Source organism: Bernardetia sp. Wsw4-3y2, from assembly GCF_037126295.1.
Lineage (GTDB): Bacteria > Bacteroidota > Bacteroidia > Cytophagales > Bernardetiaceae > Bernardetia.
Map to the genome: position 1 here is coordinate 508321 of NZ_CP147017.1, position 15888 is coordinate 524208.

A 15888-nucleotide genomic window follows, 5' to 3' on the forward strand; every position below is an offset into this window, starting at 1 on the left:
AACGAACGCACACCCTTTTATAATTTTGCTAAATTGTCAGAAGAGCCACAAATTTATCCTATTCCTATAAAACTCAAAAATAATGAACGAAAGAGATAAAGAATACGAAGACTATAAAAAAGAACAAGAAAAAGAGCCTAGTGATTACCTAGAAGCCAATAAAAAGATGTGGAATTCACTTACAGAAGCCCACCGAGATTCTAATTTTTATAATGTAGCACAGTTTAAAAAAGATAGAAATTCATTGAATGCTATCGAAATAAATGAAGTAGGTGATGTAAAAGGAAAATCACTTTTGCACCTTCAATGTCATTTTGGAATGGATACACTTTCTTGGGCAAATATGGGTGCAGAGGTGACAGGAATGGATATGTCTGATGCTTCCATAGAACTGGCTGGCGAATTGAGTCAAGAAATAGAAACTCCTGCCAACTTTGTAGTTTCTGATGTTTATTCATTAAGAGATAATTTACAAGGCGAATTTGATATTGTTTTTACTTCTTATGGTGCAATTGGTTGGCTTCCAGATTTGAATAAATGGGCTGAAATAGTGGCTAGTTATATCAAAGAAGGTGGTTTTTTCTATATGGTAGAATTTCATCCAGTTATTTATATGTATGAATGGGGAAATAATTTTGCGCTACAATATTCCTACTTTAATGAATCTTCGATTATAGAAGAAGTAGAACAGTCTTATACAGGCGATAGACACAAACAGAAACAGGTTTCTTATTCTTGGAATCACTCTATTAGTGAAATTATAAATTCGCTGCTTTCACAAGGTTTACAACTAGAGTTTTTTAATGAATATGAATATAGTGTTTATAACTGCTTTCCAAATCTAAAGGAAATAGAAAAAGGAAAGTTTCGTTTCAAACCTCCTTACGATAAACTTCCTCATACATTTTCACTAAAAGTAAGAAAGCCATTTTCTAAGAAAAAAATAGCTGGAAGAATTGAAGTTTAGTTATCAGTAAAACACCAAAATCCTTTTCATTTTGATATGAAAAGGATTTTTTGATAAAAAACATATAGCACATTATTTTATTTTGGTATTTTAGTGCAAGTAATGTTAAAACTCCTGTGGAAGTTCTGCCAAACCATTAAAAATACGTTCTTTGAGTAGATTTATGATTCTTCTGTCTGTTCCTGTTTTATTTTGAGCATAAAGATTATATTCTTCCAAATCAAAATGTCCGATTATCATTCCTAATAACTGACTTTTAAATTTTATATCTTTCTGAAAAACCACATCGATATATTCTCGCTGTTTGGTTGCTGAAAGTCTTGAATAGCTTCTTTTATTTTCTGCTTCAGTTTTTGGTTTATCTCCCTTTTTAGTTTCTTTTTCTATGATATAATCTTTAAAAATGGCAAGTAAAACCTTATTTTGAAGTTTCAGGATAGGACGCAAAGTAGCATTTTGGAAACGCTCTTCGCCACTCATTGTATCTACAAGAAGTGCATTTGGAATCTGTGGACGAATAGATTTTTTAGGAGTAAGATTTTGATCAGCCAATGTATATAGTGATAAATGGTAAGTGATAAGTTATAAATGAACAAGAGTAATGTTTTCACAAAAATCAAACAAGCATTTGAGCCAGTAAATAATCAGCTAATAAAATAGCGATACAACTTGTTGTTACTGCTTTCGTACTTGACTCTCCTACTTCTAGTGCGCCACCTCGTGTATAATATCCCATATAAGCCGAAATTGAAGTTACCAAAAAGGCAAAAACTACAGATTTGACAAGCATAAAGGCAACATTAAATTCAATAAAATCTAAACGAATTCCGTATACATACTCTACTGATGTTACTTGTCCTGTAAGTGTTGCAGCCAAATATCCCCCTGTAATAGCTAAAAAAGCAGCCAAAATAACAAGTAAAGGATAAGTTACTAGTCCAGCCAAAATTTTAGGAAAAACCAAATAGGAAGTTGCATTGATTCCCATTACTTCAATAGCATCAATTTGCTCTGTAATACGCATTGTACCTAATCCACCAGCGATATTCGAACCTACTTTTCCAGCAAAAACGATAGCCGTAATGGTAGGAGCAAGCTCTAAAACAGTCATATCACGAACAATTGTACCAATAAGCGATTTAGGAATAAGAGGACTAACAAGGTTATAAGCTGTCTGAACAGCCGTTACAGCACCTATAAAAGTCGAAATAATTGTGACAATATAGACAGAACTAATACCAATTCGCATACATTCATCTACAAAAAGACGAACGTAAACGTGCCAAGGCTCCATATCTGTAACCGTTCGGCTCAAAAAAATCATATACTTACCAATACTTTTCATGTAGGATAGTTAGTTGAAAAAATGTTTGCAAAACTTTCTTTGCAAACATCTGCTTGCAAAATGATAAACACAAGATAAAATCTTGCGCTAGAAATTAGTTGATTTCGATACAAATTTATAAAAAAATGCTTCATTTGAGAAACTAAGTAAAAACAGACTTACAATTTCTCAAACAAAGCATAAAACGTTTTTAAATCAAAACAGTTTAGATATTCTACTACTAATTCTGATTTTATTATTTTTCCTTTTCGTTTTTATCTATTACTTTATCAACGTTCCAACCGATATAAGGATTGTAACCGTTAAGATTTTTCTTGTACATTCCTTTTCCTTCTGGTTCGTAAGTACGTTTTTCTGGGTGATTTTTACATTCGTCACTACATGCACCATCCATTTTTTCTAAACAAGGCTTACAAATCGTTGTATGTCGGTTACATTTTGGATTAGCACAGTTTACCATATAATCGCTTCGTTCTTTACAAACATAACACGTACTTACCAAAGTTGGATTTACTTCATTGACATCAACAGCTACACGCTCATCAAAAACATAGCATTTTCCTTCAAAATCTTCTCCTCCTACTTCTTTTCCATATTTGATGATTCCTCCATGAAGTTGATATACATCTTTAAAACCTTCCTTCATGAGCAAAGCAGTAGCTTTTTCACATTTTATTCCACCTGTACAGTAAGTCAAAACTTTTTTATCCTTGTACTTTTCTAGTTCTTTTACTTTCTCAGGAAAGTCTCTAAAGTTCTCAATATCTAAGGTAACAGCATTTTTGAAGTGTCCCAAATTATGTTCATAATCCGAACGCACATCAAGAATAACAACATCTTCCATATCTTTAAGATTTTTGAATTCTTGTGGAGAAAGATGAGTTCCTGTTCCGTGATACGGTTTTATGTGTGGAATACCTGCGTGAACGATTTCTTTTTTCAAACGAACATTTATTTTACTAAATGTATTCGTTTCTGATGCATCAATTTTGAAATCAATATCTTTAAAACGAACATCGTTTTCTAAAGCATCAATATATTTTTGACATGCTTCTGGAGTTCCACAGACTGTTCCGTTCAAGCCTTCATCAGCTACTATAATTCTTCCCAAAAGTCCTAGTTTTATACAAAAAAGATGATGTTCTTCTTTAAATTTTTCTGGATTTTCGATGGGAGTAAAACAGTAATACAAGAGGACACGATACGGAAAATGAGGATTTTCGACGTTATTGATTGCTAAGTTTTCTTGAGTTGTTTTCATACCTATTTCTTAGTTTCAGCTAAGTGGTAATTTTTTTAGTGATTAATTTTTAGTGATTAGTTATTAATGAATACAATCACTATTTTTTGAATTGAGTTGCAAAGATACGAAAAAGTATAGAAAATTTGTTTCAAAACAAAAACTCAACTAAATTGATTGTTTAAGAGATTTTTTCGTTGTAGATTTATATAAAAATCACAAAAATATTCTTCCAAAACTGTTATGCTAATACGATTTGTTATTTCTAATTTCCTTTCTTTTGACGAAGAAACCGAATTTAATATGCTTGCAGGTAGTTTTAAGCAGCATAAAGAACATGTTTATAAAGTAGGAAAACTAAAGGTACTAAAAGCTGCTGCCATTTATGGTGCAAATGCAGCAGGAAAATCAAATTTGATTAAAGCGATAGATACGTTGCAAAACATTGTAGAAGAAGGAGGGATTCCCTCTGATTTAGAAAATAAAAAATTTAAACTCAATCCTAATAATAAAGAAAAACCTATTCAATTCGAAATAGAATTTTCTATTAAGAATAAAATTTATGCGTATGGATTAATTATTAATAAAAATCAAATTATAGAAGAATGGTTATATGAATCTGGAATTGAGAAAGAAGATAAGTTGATTTTTGAAAGAAAATCAGATAAAAAAAGAAAATTAAAAATTAGTTTAGGGAAAAAAAATATTTCCCAAAAAGAAAAGTTATTGATTGAATTATTAGAAGATAATTTAGTACAAGAAAATGAGTTAGTAATAAGTAAATATGAAATATTAAAAATAAAGGAGATTACAATAGTATATGAATATATAATTGAACATTTTAAAATAGTCTATCCAAATGACAAGCAAATACATTTTTTAAATTTTTTAATCAAAAGATTTCCCAATTATTTAGAAAATTTAATAAAATCTTTTGATTTAGGAATAGAAAATTTTGATATACAGAAAGAAGATGCGATTACATTTTTCAAAAATATTTATGATTTAGATTATTTAGAGAAAATATTTAAAAACGAATCTAGTGCACTAATTATTCATAATGAAATACCTTATCATCTAGTAAAAAACGATGAAAAGATATATGTAGAGAAATCTATCATTAATCATCTTGCTAATAATATCAAAATAGGTTTTGATTTAGGAGAAGAATCAATGGGAACACAACGCATTATTGACTTTTTGCCATTTATCGTAATGTTAAAAATGTCTGAAGATATTGTTATATTAATAGACGAAATAGACCAAAGTATTCATGTCAATCTTCTTTATGAATTAGTTGAAAAAATAATGTCTTTGACAGACACAAAAGGACAGTTAATTTTCACAACCCACGAATCAAATTTATTAGATTTAAAAATATTTCGTCAAGATGAAATTTGGTTTGCAGAAAAAGACCGTCAAAAAGGAAGTACACAGCTTTATTCATTGAGCGAATTTAATCCTCGTTATGATTTAGATATTCGAAAAGGATATTTACAAGGGCGTTTTGGTGCAATTCCATTTCTAGCAGATTTAGAAAAGTTAGATTGGTCTAATTTGGAAATAAAACAAGAAAATCAAGAGGAGGATAAAGAGGAGGATAAAGAGAAAAACAAAGCTCAAAAAAATGACTAATCCTTTTTAATAAATCTTCAAAAAACATCAAAAATGGCTAGAAAAAAACGTAGTTATAAAAGAGAGGTTACAGAAGGAAATCATAGAGATAGTCGTCTTTTTGCTATCGCTTGTGAAGGCGAAAAAAGAGAAGTAGAATATTTTAAATTATTTCAATATTTTTCGCAGCGTGTAACCATTCATATTATTGAAGATGAAGACTACAAACCCAGTAATCATAAATCTGCCCCTAAACATGTAGTAGAACGAGCTGCAAAATTCATAGAAATTAATGATTTAAAACCTGATGATGAGGTTTGGCTTGTTTTAGATGTTGATAGATGGACTTTTGAGCAGCTTAAAGAAGTGGCTGATTATTGTGAACAATCGCCAAATTGGAATCTTGTCGTTAGCAATCCTTGTTTTGAAATTTGGTTATATCTTCATAAAAAAGATGCTATTCCAGAAGAATTAGATACAGCCCAAAAGTGCAAGACGGCTTTAAATGAAGTAGAAAAAGGTGGTTATCATCCTTACACATTCATTACAGAAATAGAAGATGCCATCAAAAATGCTAAGAATTTAGATTCCAATCCAACTTATTTCCTTCCAAATGAAGGAGTAACAAAAGTGTATAAGTTAGCTGAAAGTGTAATCAATTTTGTAGGAACAAACAAACTGAAAGATTTTTTTGAAATAGAATTGCCTCGTTTGATAGAAATAAGGCGTAAAACACAAAAGTAAAAAAGGCTTCGTGCTTCATCTATCAAACCACCAAACCTTTTTGCAAAACAATCTCTCTATCTGCCATTTTTGCCAGTTCTGGATTGTGTGTAACGATGACAAAAGTTTGGCTAAATTCTTCTCTTAACGTAAAAAAAAGTTTGTGTAACTCATCTGCATTCTTACTGTCTAAATTTCCACTTGGTTCGTCAGCAAAAACTAAGGCTGGAGAATTTATCAACGCTCTTGCAACAGCTACACGCTGCTGTTCTCCACCTGAAAGCTCGGAAGGTTTGTGGTCTTTTCTATCTAATATTCCAAAACGGTCTAAGAGTTCTGATGCTCTTTTTTCAGCTTCTTTAACATTTTTTTTACCAATAAAAGCAGGCATACAGACATTTTCTAAAGCTGAAAATTCTGGTAAAAGATTATGAAATTGAAAAATAAAACCGATTTGCTGGTTACGAAAAGTAGCTAATTTATTCGATTTTAGTTTCTGCACTTCTATCCCATTAATGATTATTTCGCCCTTGTCTGGTGCATCTAATGTTCCCAAAATATGCAAAAGTGTAGACTTTCCTGCACCTGAAGAACCTGTAATAGCTACAACTTCTTTTTTGGCAATCGATAAATCAATTCCTTGCAAGACTTCCAACGAACCGTATTTTTTGACTATATTTTTGGCGATGAGCATAGATGTAGTTTTTCTAGTTTTTGTTTTGCAAAGATAGGAAATTGATTTTTTAGTTTGTTAGTTTAGTTGTAGGAAAGGCAAGTCATTTTCCTTACAGAAATGCAAAAAAACTCAAACAAAAATATTTGAGCTTTTTTCATTCCCCTTAAATAACTTGTGTTTTTTGGACACAGTTTTTTAGTTTATTCTTGTGAATCAGTTTTAGTTTTTTGTTTAAAAGCTAAATTAATAGTAGCTGCTTTTGTCCCTTTCTTATTTATTTTCAAATAATAAATACCTGTTGGGTGTTCTCCAAACATCCAAGCTATTTTATTTTCTAAATTTATTCTTGGAGTGTAGTCAAAATATTCTTTACCATCTTCACTTATAATTTTCATTGTTAGTTCTTCTTCACTCTCTATTGTGAATCTATAACCTGTTGTTTCAGATAAAACCAGTGTATATTCGTCTATATTTTTAGTAATATCATACGTTTTTACAGTAGTAAATCCATCCTCATCTGCTTTAACTAAACTTTCTTTTTCCTCAAACTTACGAGAAGCCATTGCCAAAGAAGTATTCTTTTTATTTTCTGGAACTGTAATTTCTAGTCTGTATTTTGCTGTTGTCGTATTTCTGAAAGTGAAACCTCTAAAATATTTTTCAGCTATAAAATTAGTAACAAGTTGAGTTCCTTTTTCATCAAACATTTTAATTTCTACACCCTCAAAATCATCAGCAGGAAAAAGACGTAACATGTAATCATTGTCTTTTTCTAAATCTAATTCCATAGTAGTAGTCTTACGGATTTTATACGATTTTCCTACTTCATACTCTTTCGGAAAAGCTGCTGCAAAATCATTAGAAGAAACCTCTGAACGCTCTGAAATTTCCACGTATTCTTTCAAACAACTGGTCATAAAAACACACAACAAAAGAGCAGGAACAGCAAGCATAATTTTGAGCTTTGCAATTTTGTGAGAAGGCGATTTAGTAATCATAATTACACGCTTTTTAAGTAGTGAGTATTGATGAAATTTGGTAACAAAAGGCAGATTTCTACCCACAAAATGTTGATTGATAAGTAAATTGAGATACTGTTTTTTATCAGAAAAATGAGTAATTGTCTCTTTATCAGCCAAATATTCGTGTGTATCTCTCAATGCTTTTTTGTAGAAATAAATAAGTGGATTGAACCACAATAACATTCCTAAAAATTCAATCAAAAGTAAATCTAAAGCGTGTTTTTGTCTGACATGTGCTTTTTCGTGTGCTATAATTTCAGCTTGTTCTGCTGCTGAAAAATCATTAGTTGCAGAGATAAAAACCCAATTAAAGAAAGAAAAAGGCTCAGTTTCTGATTTGGTTTCAATGAGGGTAAAATGCTCTTTTTTAGTTTTTTGTCCTGTAAAATAGAGTTTCAAAATCATTGACAACCCTAAAAGAATTCTAATAAAAATCACTGTAACTCCTAACATATAAATTAAAAGAATCCAAGTAGATGGTTCTGAAAAAATGCTTTTTGAGGTTTCTATATTTGCGTTATTTATCACATCTCCATAAGCTAAAAAAATATCAATTTCAGGAACAGTTAGCGTTTCTGAGCTTTGGAAAAACAGACCTAAGAAATTGGAGATATTCAAAGGAAAGAACGGCAAAATGAGTGTCAGCAATAATGCAAAAACTAAATATTTTCTGTTCAAACTAAAGAATGTTTCATTTTTTAGAAAAAGAAAATAAGGAATATACAGCAGAACCAAAAACAAACTGCATTGTAACAGATAATCAAAAAATAGTAGTTTCATTGTGAAATGGTAAATTATGAATGATGAATGGTGTTATATTTCCCATTATCAAGGTCTGATTAGAGACGATTGCTAGGGAGATTGTTATCGTATTTTTATGTTGATAATGGTTTGGTAATCCAAACCTTAGCAAGTGTTAATTATCCTTTTTCTTCTCTTCTTCTTTTTCCATCATTTTCATGATGTCGTCTAGCTCTTCTATATCAATTTCTTCTTTTTTTGCAAAAAAGGAAACGAGTTTTTTGAATGATCCGTCAAAATATCTATCTAAAACACTTCTAGTTGCAAATTTTGCATACTCTTCTCGGCTTACCAATGGAAAATATTGATGTGTGTTTCCATAGGCTTTATGTCCAACAAACTTTTTAGTTTCCAAAATTCGGATAATTGTCGAAACAGTGGTATAACTTGGTTTTTTGCCTTCAATTTTTTCTATTAGTTCTTTTACAAATGCTTTTTCTGCATCCCAAAGAAGTTGCATAATTTTTTCTTCGGCTTTTGTCAATTCTTGCATGATTGATTGGATTGTGTCATTGGTGAAAACAACAACAGAGAGATAAATTAAAAATAGAGATATAACAACTAATAACTTAGTTGATACAAACATACAGCATTAAAACTAAAGAAGCAAATCATTCAACTAAAAAATTAGTTATTCTTTTAAAATAAAAACCCTGAAAGTTTATTTGGTTGTTTGACAATTTTTGCACTTTATTGATTTTATTTGAATTTTGAATATTGATACTTATCGATGGGGACACCAACGACATAGTGCAAAAGCTGTCAGAGAACAGTTTATTTATAGGCTTTCAGTTTTATCCAAAAATGATAAATAATTAGATAGACAATAAAAAAAAGTTTTTTACTCAAAAATGCTTATTTTAGTTTTAATTCTTATCAAGAGAATTAAAATTCACCCCAAGAATCCTAATTTATAAGGAAATGAAATCACAATCACGCTATCTTCACAAAGAAAGTTTCTTTATCATTTTGATTTTTGTGATAGCTAATTATGGTAGAGCTTTTATTACAAAACTGCCTGAATTTTCTATTGAAAATATAGATGAGTTGTGGCAAAGATTATTTTATGTCTATGGTTGGGAAATTGGAATTGTTTTGATTGTCTGTTCGATTTGGTTTGGAAAAAAATTAACTAACGAACTTGGTTTGAATAAAGGTTTTTTGAAAGGATTTGGAATTGCTTTTTTGTGTACACTTCCTATGGTTATTGGATATTTTTTGATAGGCAATTTTATACCTCAAAACTTTACTTTTTCAAAACTTCTGTCTAGTTCTGTTTTACCTGCTTTTAGTGAAGAGCTTTTATTTCGTGCTTTTTTGTTTGGACTTTTATTTCGTCGTTTGGAATGGGGGTTTATTCCTGCTGCCTTTGCAAGTGCTTTTATTTTTGGATTTGGACACCTTTGGCAAGGCAATAATTTTTTGGATACTTTGGGAGTAATGGCTGTTACTTCGATGGGAGGACTTTGGTTTGCGTGGCTTTTTGCTGAATGGAATTATAATTTGTGGCTTGTTATTTTTCTACATTTACTTATGAATTGGTATTGGGGAATTTTTGAAATAACGAATAACAATGCTCTTGGTGGAATAGATAGCAATATTTTTAGATTTATTACTATTATAGTTTCTATTGTTTGGACAATCAGAATTGCTAAAAAACGAAATCATTTTGAAGTAAATAAAAAGAGATTGTTTTGAAAGAAATAGTTATTTCTTTATTTTTTCTTAAACCATTTTGCACTCTTTTTTCCTATTTTATTTAAGGCTTGAATTGTCTGTAGTGTTTGAGCAGGTTCGATAAAAGTGCCTAAAACAGAGGTATTCTTCATTGCTGAATTGTAAGTATGAATAATTTCTCCTTGCATAGGATAAATCAAAATAAAGTTATAATTTTTGAATTCTTTATTGAGATGAGAAGTAATAGTATCCATTTGGGGTTGATAGGAAAGTTTATTTTTTCGACTCAACACTAAGATAAGATTATCATCGTTGTGTAGTTTTTTCTTTAATTCTTTAAAATTATCCCAGTCAGAAAATTCTATAAAATTACTTTCTATATTTTCTATATTAAAGGTAGAACTATCTTTATGAAGTCTTTCTATAAAGCTAAGAACTGATAAAGGCGCATAAAAAACGAGTTTTGAATGTGTGTTTTTGGCTAAATTCCATAGTTTGGTAATCCAAAAAGCAAAACCAATTTCTTTTTCTGCATTTTTTGGAATAATGATTATGTGACGTTTGAGTGTAGAAAATGGTTGAAAAGGTTTATAAATAAAAGTTGTCGTGTTAGAAGTTTTGAGAATTCCTTCTGTCAAATTTCCCAAAAAAGAATCTGAAACTCCTCCTTTATGGTGCAACCCCAAAATCAAATCTGTTATTCTATTTTCTTTGATGACACTAGAAATTCCATTGACAACATTTATATCATATCTCAAAATTTCATGCAAAAAAGTATCTGTTGCTGAGGCTGCAACACTTGCTTTTTGAAGAACTTTATTGGCTGTTTTATTTGCATTATCTGTATCGTCAGCATGTATTAAATTCGAATCTGTGATTATACTTAAAGCATAGAGATTTTTTTTATTTTGAGTTGATTTAATCGAAACACTCAAATTAATAAGTTCATCAGTTGTATCGATATTGCTAACAGGAATCAAAATTCTTTCTTGCTGTAACGCTACTTTTTTCAAGATTTGATTAGGTGTTTTTTCCTTTTTATGGGTCTGTTCTTTTTCAGCTAAGGCTATATTTGTAGCTCCTTTCTGTGCAATAAAAGAAGCAATTGTACAAGTTACCAAAATCATCAAAATTGTTCCATTCAGTACATTTTCATTGAGTAAACGAATGGTTTCACCTGTTACTGTTTTGCCTATTTCAATATTATAACCTACCAAAACGGCTGCTAAAGTGGCTGCAGCTTGTGCATTACTCAATCCAAAAATTACTCTTCGTTCATCCAATGTAAATTTGTAAGTTTTTTGAGTCAAATAGGCAGCTAGATATTTGGATAAAGTAGCTACAATTATCATAATGATTCCCACTTTTATTGTTTTAAAATCTTTAAAAAAAACTCTGTAATCAATGAGCATTCCGACACCAATAAGGAAAAAAGGAATAAAAATGGCATTTCCTACAAATTCAATGCGGTTCATTAATGGAGAAGTGGAAGGAATGAGTCTGTTTAAAGAAATGCCTGAAAGAAAAGCCCCTATAATTGGTTCAATTCCAGCCAATTCTGATAAAAAAGCTCCTAAAAAAACAATTAACAAAACAAAAATATATTGGGAAACATTGTCATGAAAACGTTTGAAAAATGAACGAGCAATTAGTGGAAAAATATAGAGGACAATAATCCCAAAAATAATCAACGAGATTACTAATTTTATCCAAAAAGTAGCATTTACATTTCCTTTCGTCATACCCACAATGAGTGCCAAGACAAGTAAAGCAAGCGTATCAGTAATGAGAGTTCCACCAATGGTAACCGTAACAGCTCTATTTTTACTTACTCCCAACTTACTGACCATTGGATAGGCGATAAGTGTATGAGAAGCAAACATACTAGCAAGCAAAACAGAGGTAAGAACCGAAAAATGAAGAATATAAAAAGCAGATAAATAACCCAAAATCATAGGAATCAGAAAGGTAAAAAGACCAAAAACAATACTTTTCTGACTATTTTTTTTGAATTCTTTAAGGTCAATTTCCAATCCTGCCAAAAACATAATATAAAGAAGTCCTGCCGTTCCAGAAAGAATAATGCTGCTATCTCTTTCTAAAAGATGTGTTCCATTTTGACCTAAAAATGCACCTGCGATGATAAGCCCAAGCAAAGGAGGAATTTTAATTCTACTAAATAAAATAGGAACAAAAAGCATTACCAAAAGAAGAATCAAAAACTTCAAAACAGGATTTGTCAGAGGCAATGTAGCTTCGAAAATATGCTCCATATTCGTTTTGTAAAGTAAAAATGGTAGAACTCAAGATAGCTATTTATGAGTAAATTTAAGTTTAAAAACTGAGATAAATTTCTATTTTTTTTTCAGAAAAAAAGCGTAATTTTTCAATAATGAAAAATTACGCTTTGTAGTATTTTTTAGATAAAAATCATCTAAAACTTTTTTCTCTCAAAACGCCAAGTAAGCAAGATAGAAGAAGTAATAAGTCCTAGACATAATCCCCACCAAATGCCAGTAACACCCATTTCAAGAGGAAAAGCTAAAATATATCCACCACCAATTCCGACTACCCAATAAGCAAAAAGACTAATGGCTGTCGGAACTTTAATATCTTCTAATCCTCTAAGATTTCCTGCTGAAACTACTTGTATTCCGTCTGTCATCTGAAAAACAGCTACAATGATAAGAAGTTGCATCGTTATTTCTACAATCTGTGCAGCATTGGGTTCAGCTTCATTGATGTACCAAAGTGGAATTTGTCCATTAAATAAAAATATTAGTCCTGCCATGGCTGCCATAAAAATGACAATCAAATAAACAGCACTTCTTCCTGTGATTTTGATTTCACTTAGATTATTTTTTCCTACTAAATTTGCTATAGCAACAGTTGTTCCCTGAGAAATTCCGACAGCCACCATAAAAGTAGTAAATGCAATGTTAAGTGCAATTTGGTGCGCTGCTAGAGCTTCTTTGCTAATCCAGCCTGCCATAATTGCAGCTACACCAAATGCGCCACTTTCAAAAACCATTTGCAGACCAATAGGAACTCCAATATTTAATAATTTCTTAAAAATTTCTTTTGAAAAGACTGAAATCGAAAATGTAAAATCAATAAATTGTCTAAAAAAAGGCAAAGCAAAAAATATAATTAGCATTACTAATAAAAGTAAAACACGAGAAACAAGTGTTGCTACTCCTGCTCCAACAAGCCCAAGTTCTGGAAAGCCAAATTTTCCAAAAATAAGAAGATAATTGAGTATGATATTGACTACACAGGAAAGAATATTGACAGTCATGGGTACTTTTGTCTTCGTAAGAGCTTCTGAAAACTGTTGTAGAGCCAAAAACAAAAACCAAGGAATAATAGAAAGTGCTACCAAACGATAATATGGAATTGCCAAAACTACTACTGAAGGGGGTTGATCAAGATAATCCAAAAATGGAACTGCCATTTCAAAACCCAACCACATGAGTGAGCTTACAAGTGCATAAAGCACCATTCCATTTTGCAAATATTTGGCACAAAGAGGAAAGTTTTTAGCTGCATACGCATTAGCAACAGGAGGCTTCAGACCATAAGTGAGACCAATTCCAAAGGTCGCAAAAGTAAAAATGGCACTATTTGCAAAAGCTGAGGAAGCAAGTGCAACAGTATCATAGTTTCCTACCATAATCGTATCTGAGAGTGCAATCAAAACCGTTGTGATTTGTCCTAAAACGATTGGTGAAGACAGACGAATATGTTTTTTGAAGTAGAAAAGATAATTTTTCATAGAAAGCAAGGTAGTTTTGTTATGGCTACATTCAAGTACCACAAACGACAAGGAGAGAAAAGAATTACAATAGGTCAAAACAACATTTACAAAATTAGTTCATTCGTAATGCTTTTTAATGAATTATTGCTGTGATTTTATTTTTTTAATATACATACCAATTTCCCTCGTGATAATAACGATACAAAACAGGATTATGAATCGTATTTATTTCTAACTCATTCATTTCTTTTTCCCCTATTTTCCATTGTTTACCAAAAGAAGTAATTTGTAGCATAGCATCATGATTGAGCCATTTTGTATCTATATTTTTGATTTGAAGGTTTTGCATTTCCTTTTTTAGCTCATTACTGCTCATAGTTTTAGCTCCAACAATCCAACCCCATTCTCCCATTGTCAGCACTTGATTATGCATGGGAAGAGTTTTAAATCCTGCTGCTTGCATTGTTTTGTCGATACAATCAAAAGCCTTTGCTGCATAATAAGGACTTCCTGCTTGTGTGATAATTGTTCCTTGTGGTCGCAGATGTTGATAGCAAAGTTGATAGAACTCTAATGTATAAAGACGATTTACTTCAATTGTCTTTGGGTCTGGAAAATCTACAATCATGACATCATAAAAAACCATACTATCAGCTAAAAAATTAAAGGCATCATTGTTATAGACTTTTACACGCTCGTTATTTAGAGAGTTTTTGTTTACTTTTTTAAGAACAGGATTTTCTTTTCCTAATTTTGTCATGGAAGGGTCTAAATCTACCAAGGTAATACTATTGACATTGTCATATTTCAAAACTTCTCTTGCAGCACAGCCATCTCCTCCACCCAAAATCAATACATCTAATTTTCCTTCTTGTTTCTGATCTTTTCCAGATTGTGTAGCAAGTTGCATAACTGGATGTACAAGTGGTTCGTGATATAACCATTCATCAAATGTACTAAATTGAAGATGAGAATTTAAGTATAACCAATAATCATTTTTGTACTGAGTCATTACTATTTTTTGGTAACGACTTTGTTCGTCATATACAATTTTATCCTTATAGCGTTTTTGCTCGCCATACATAACGACAGGTTTTGCACCCACTAATCCAAAAACGATAACACCCAAAACAGCCAAACTTATTACTTTTAAATTTGCCTGCCAGCCTCCTGAAAAAAGAGGCTTTAAAGTAAAAAGAACTAAAACACCCACCAAAAAATTAATGATTCCTAAAATAAAAGGCGTATAAGTCAGACCAATAAAAGGCAATCCAATAAAGGCAAAAAATACTCCTCCTAACAAAGAACCATAATAATCCTTCTCCATCACTGAGGAAATATTAAAGCGCAACTCTTCATAATTTTCATTGATACGAGTAACTAAAGGAATTTCAAAACCAATCAAAAGACCTATCAAAATACTTAAAGTATAAATTACAAACCCTATCCATTCACTCACAGAAGCAATTCCGTAGGTAAGCAACGAACAAAAGGAAACCAACAAAGATAATATTAGCTCACAAGCAATAAAGAGTTCGATAAGATTCTTCTTAAAAAATTGGCTTAATCTGCTTCCTAAGCCCATCGAAAAAAGCATTACCGAAACAATAAGTGTAAACTGTTTGACAGAATCACCCAAAAAATAAGTAGCCAAAGTAGATAAAATATATTCGGCTACAATTCCTGAAAGCCCTGTGGCAAAAAGAGCTACTTTGAGCGTGCGAGAAGGAGTCCAAAAAGAAGCAAATGAAAACGAAGAAATACGAGGTTTATTTTTATCCATTAGTAATTTATGTATCAAACGAAACAGCAAAAGTATTCAAAGGTCTGAAAAATAAATTAGTTTCTAAAAAATCATTTTTAGCTTTTTTCAAAAAGAAAAATTTAATTCTCAAAAAAAACAATGATAATTTAATTTTATCTCAAAAAAATTCAACTATTATTATTATTGAGGTTCTAAAGTTAATATCTTTGTAAAATTATTTTAATATATTAGACGAAACAACTTAAAATGTTGATTTCAAAACTATTAAAAATAAGCCTCCTTATCTAATATTTCAATATTG

General features: G+C 30.9%; 13 protein-coding genes. 4 read left to right on the plus strand and 9 right to left on the minus strand.

Annotated features, from left to right (window positions below; translation table 11 throughout):
* Positions 1 to 82: 82 nt before the first annotated feature.
* Positions 83 to 967, plus strand: a complete 885-nt coding sequence (locus V9L05_RS02050) for a methyltransferase domain-containing protein (RefSeq protein ID WP_338814188.1) — start codon at positions 83 to 85, stop codon at positions 965 to 967.
* Positions 968 to 1072: 105 nt separating this feature from the next.
* Here the strand turns inward: V9L05_RS02050 and V9L05_RS02055 are convergent, their stop codons facing one another.
* The 3 genes from V9L05_RS02055 to V9L05_RS02065 all read right to left on the minus strand — a co-directional run bounded on the left by V9L05_RS02055 (position 1073) and on the right by V9L05_RS02065 (position 3573).
* On the minus strand, positions 1073 to 1519 hold the full coding sequence (locus V9L05_RS02055; protein WP_338790594.1) for a hypothetical protein: 447 nt from the start codon (positions 1517 to 1519) through the stop codon (positions 1073 to 1075).
* Positions 1520 to 1583: 64 nt separating this feature from the next.
* On the minus strand, positions 1584 to 2312 hold the full coding sequence (locus V9L05_RS02060) for an ABC transporter permease (RefSeq protein WP_338790593.1): 729 nt from the start codon (positions 2310 to 2312) through the stop codon (positions 1584 to 1586).
* Positions 2313 to 2547: 235 nt separating this feature from the next.
* Positions 2548 to 3573 (minus strand): rhodanese-related sulfurtransferase, encoded by a 1026-nt coding sequence (locus V9L05_RS02065; protein ID WP_338790592.1) that lies wholly within the window; start codon positions 3571 to 3573, stop codon positions 2548 to 2550.
* 222 nt (positions 3574 to 3795) lie between these two features.
* Between V9L05_RS02065 and V9L05_RS02070 the strand changes: the two genes are divergently transcribed.
* Together V9L05_RS02070 and V9L05_RS02075 are read left to right on the plus strand one after the other, a co-directional pair.
* The gene (locus V9L05_RS02070) at positions 3796 to 5187 is read left to right on the plus strand and encodes an ATP-binding protein (RefSeq protein ID WP_338814189.1); all 1392 of its coding nucleotides are present in this window, start codon (positions 3796 to 3798) and stop codon (positions 5185 to 5187) included.
* A 33-nt stretch (positions 5188 to 5220) separates the two neighbouring features.
* Positions 5221 to 5910, plus strand: coding sequence for an RloB family protein (locus V9L05_RS02075; protein ID WP_338814190.1), 690 nt, complete (start codon positions 5221 to 5223; stop codon positions 5908 to 5910).
* Between the two features lie 22 nt (positions 5911 to 5932).
* Here the strand turns inward: V9L05_RS02075 and V9L05_RS02080 are convergent, their stop codons facing one another.
* The 3 genes from V9L05_RS02080 to V9L05_RS02090 form a co-directional block, all read right to left on the minus strand.
* The gene (locus V9L05_RS02080; RefSeq protein ID WP_338790591.1) at positions 5933 to 6583 is read right to left on the minus strand and encodes an ABC transporter ATP-binding protein; all 651 of its coding nucleotides are present in this window, start codon (positions 6581 to 6583) and stop codon (positions 5933 to 5935) included.
* A 182-nt stretch (positions 6584 to 6765) separates the two neighbouring features.
* A complete protein-coding gene (locus V9L05_RS02085) occupies positions 6766 to 8367 on the minus strand; it encodes a M56 family metallopeptidase (RefSeq protein ID WP_338814191.1) in 1602 nt (533 codons plus the stop codon).
* A 136-nt stretch (positions 8368 to 8503) separates the two neighbouring features.
* Positions 8504 to 8881, minus strand: a complete 378-nt coding sequence (locus V9L05_RS02090; protein WP_338790589.1) for a BlaI/MecI/CopY family transcriptional regulator — start codon at positions 8879 to 8881, stop codon at positions 8504 to 8506.
* Positions 8882 to 9309: 428 nt separating this feature from the next.
* On the opposite strand from V9L05_RS02090, the gene V9L05_RS02095 reads away from it, so the two are divergent.
* A complete protein-coding gene (locus V9L05_RS02095; protein WP_338814192.1) occupies positions 9310 to 10086 on the plus strand; it encodes a CPBP family intramembrane glutamic endopeptidase in 777 nt (258 codons plus the stop codon).
* A 17-nt stretch (positions 10087 to 10103) separates the two neighbouring features.
* Here the strand turns inward: V9L05_RS02095 and V9L05_RS02100 are convergent, their stop codons facing one another.
* From V9L05_RS02100 to V9L05_RS02110, 3 genes are all read right to left on the minus strand, one after another.
* Positions 10104 to 12338 (minus strand): cation:proton antiporter, encoded by a 2235-nt coding sequence (locus V9L05_RS02100; protein ID WP_338814193.1) that lies wholly within the window; start codon positions 12336 to 12338, stop codon positions 10104 to 10106.
* Between the two features lie 161 nt (positions 12339 to 12499).
* Positions 12500 to 13840, minus strand: a complete 1341-nt coding sequence (locus V9L05_RS02105; protein WP_338814194.1) for an MATE family efflux transporter — start codon at positions 13838 to 13840, stop codon at positions 12500 to 12502.
* A 145-nt stretch (positions 13841 to 13985) separates the two neighbouring features.
* The gene (locus V9L05_RS02110; RefSeq protein ID WP_338814195.1) at positions 13986 to 15605 is read right to left on the minus strand and encodes a polyamine aminopropyltransferase; all 1620 of its coding nucleotides are present in this window, start codon (positions 15603 to 15605) and stop codon (positions 13986 to 13988) included.
* Positions 15606 to 15888 lie beyond the last annotated feature (283 nt).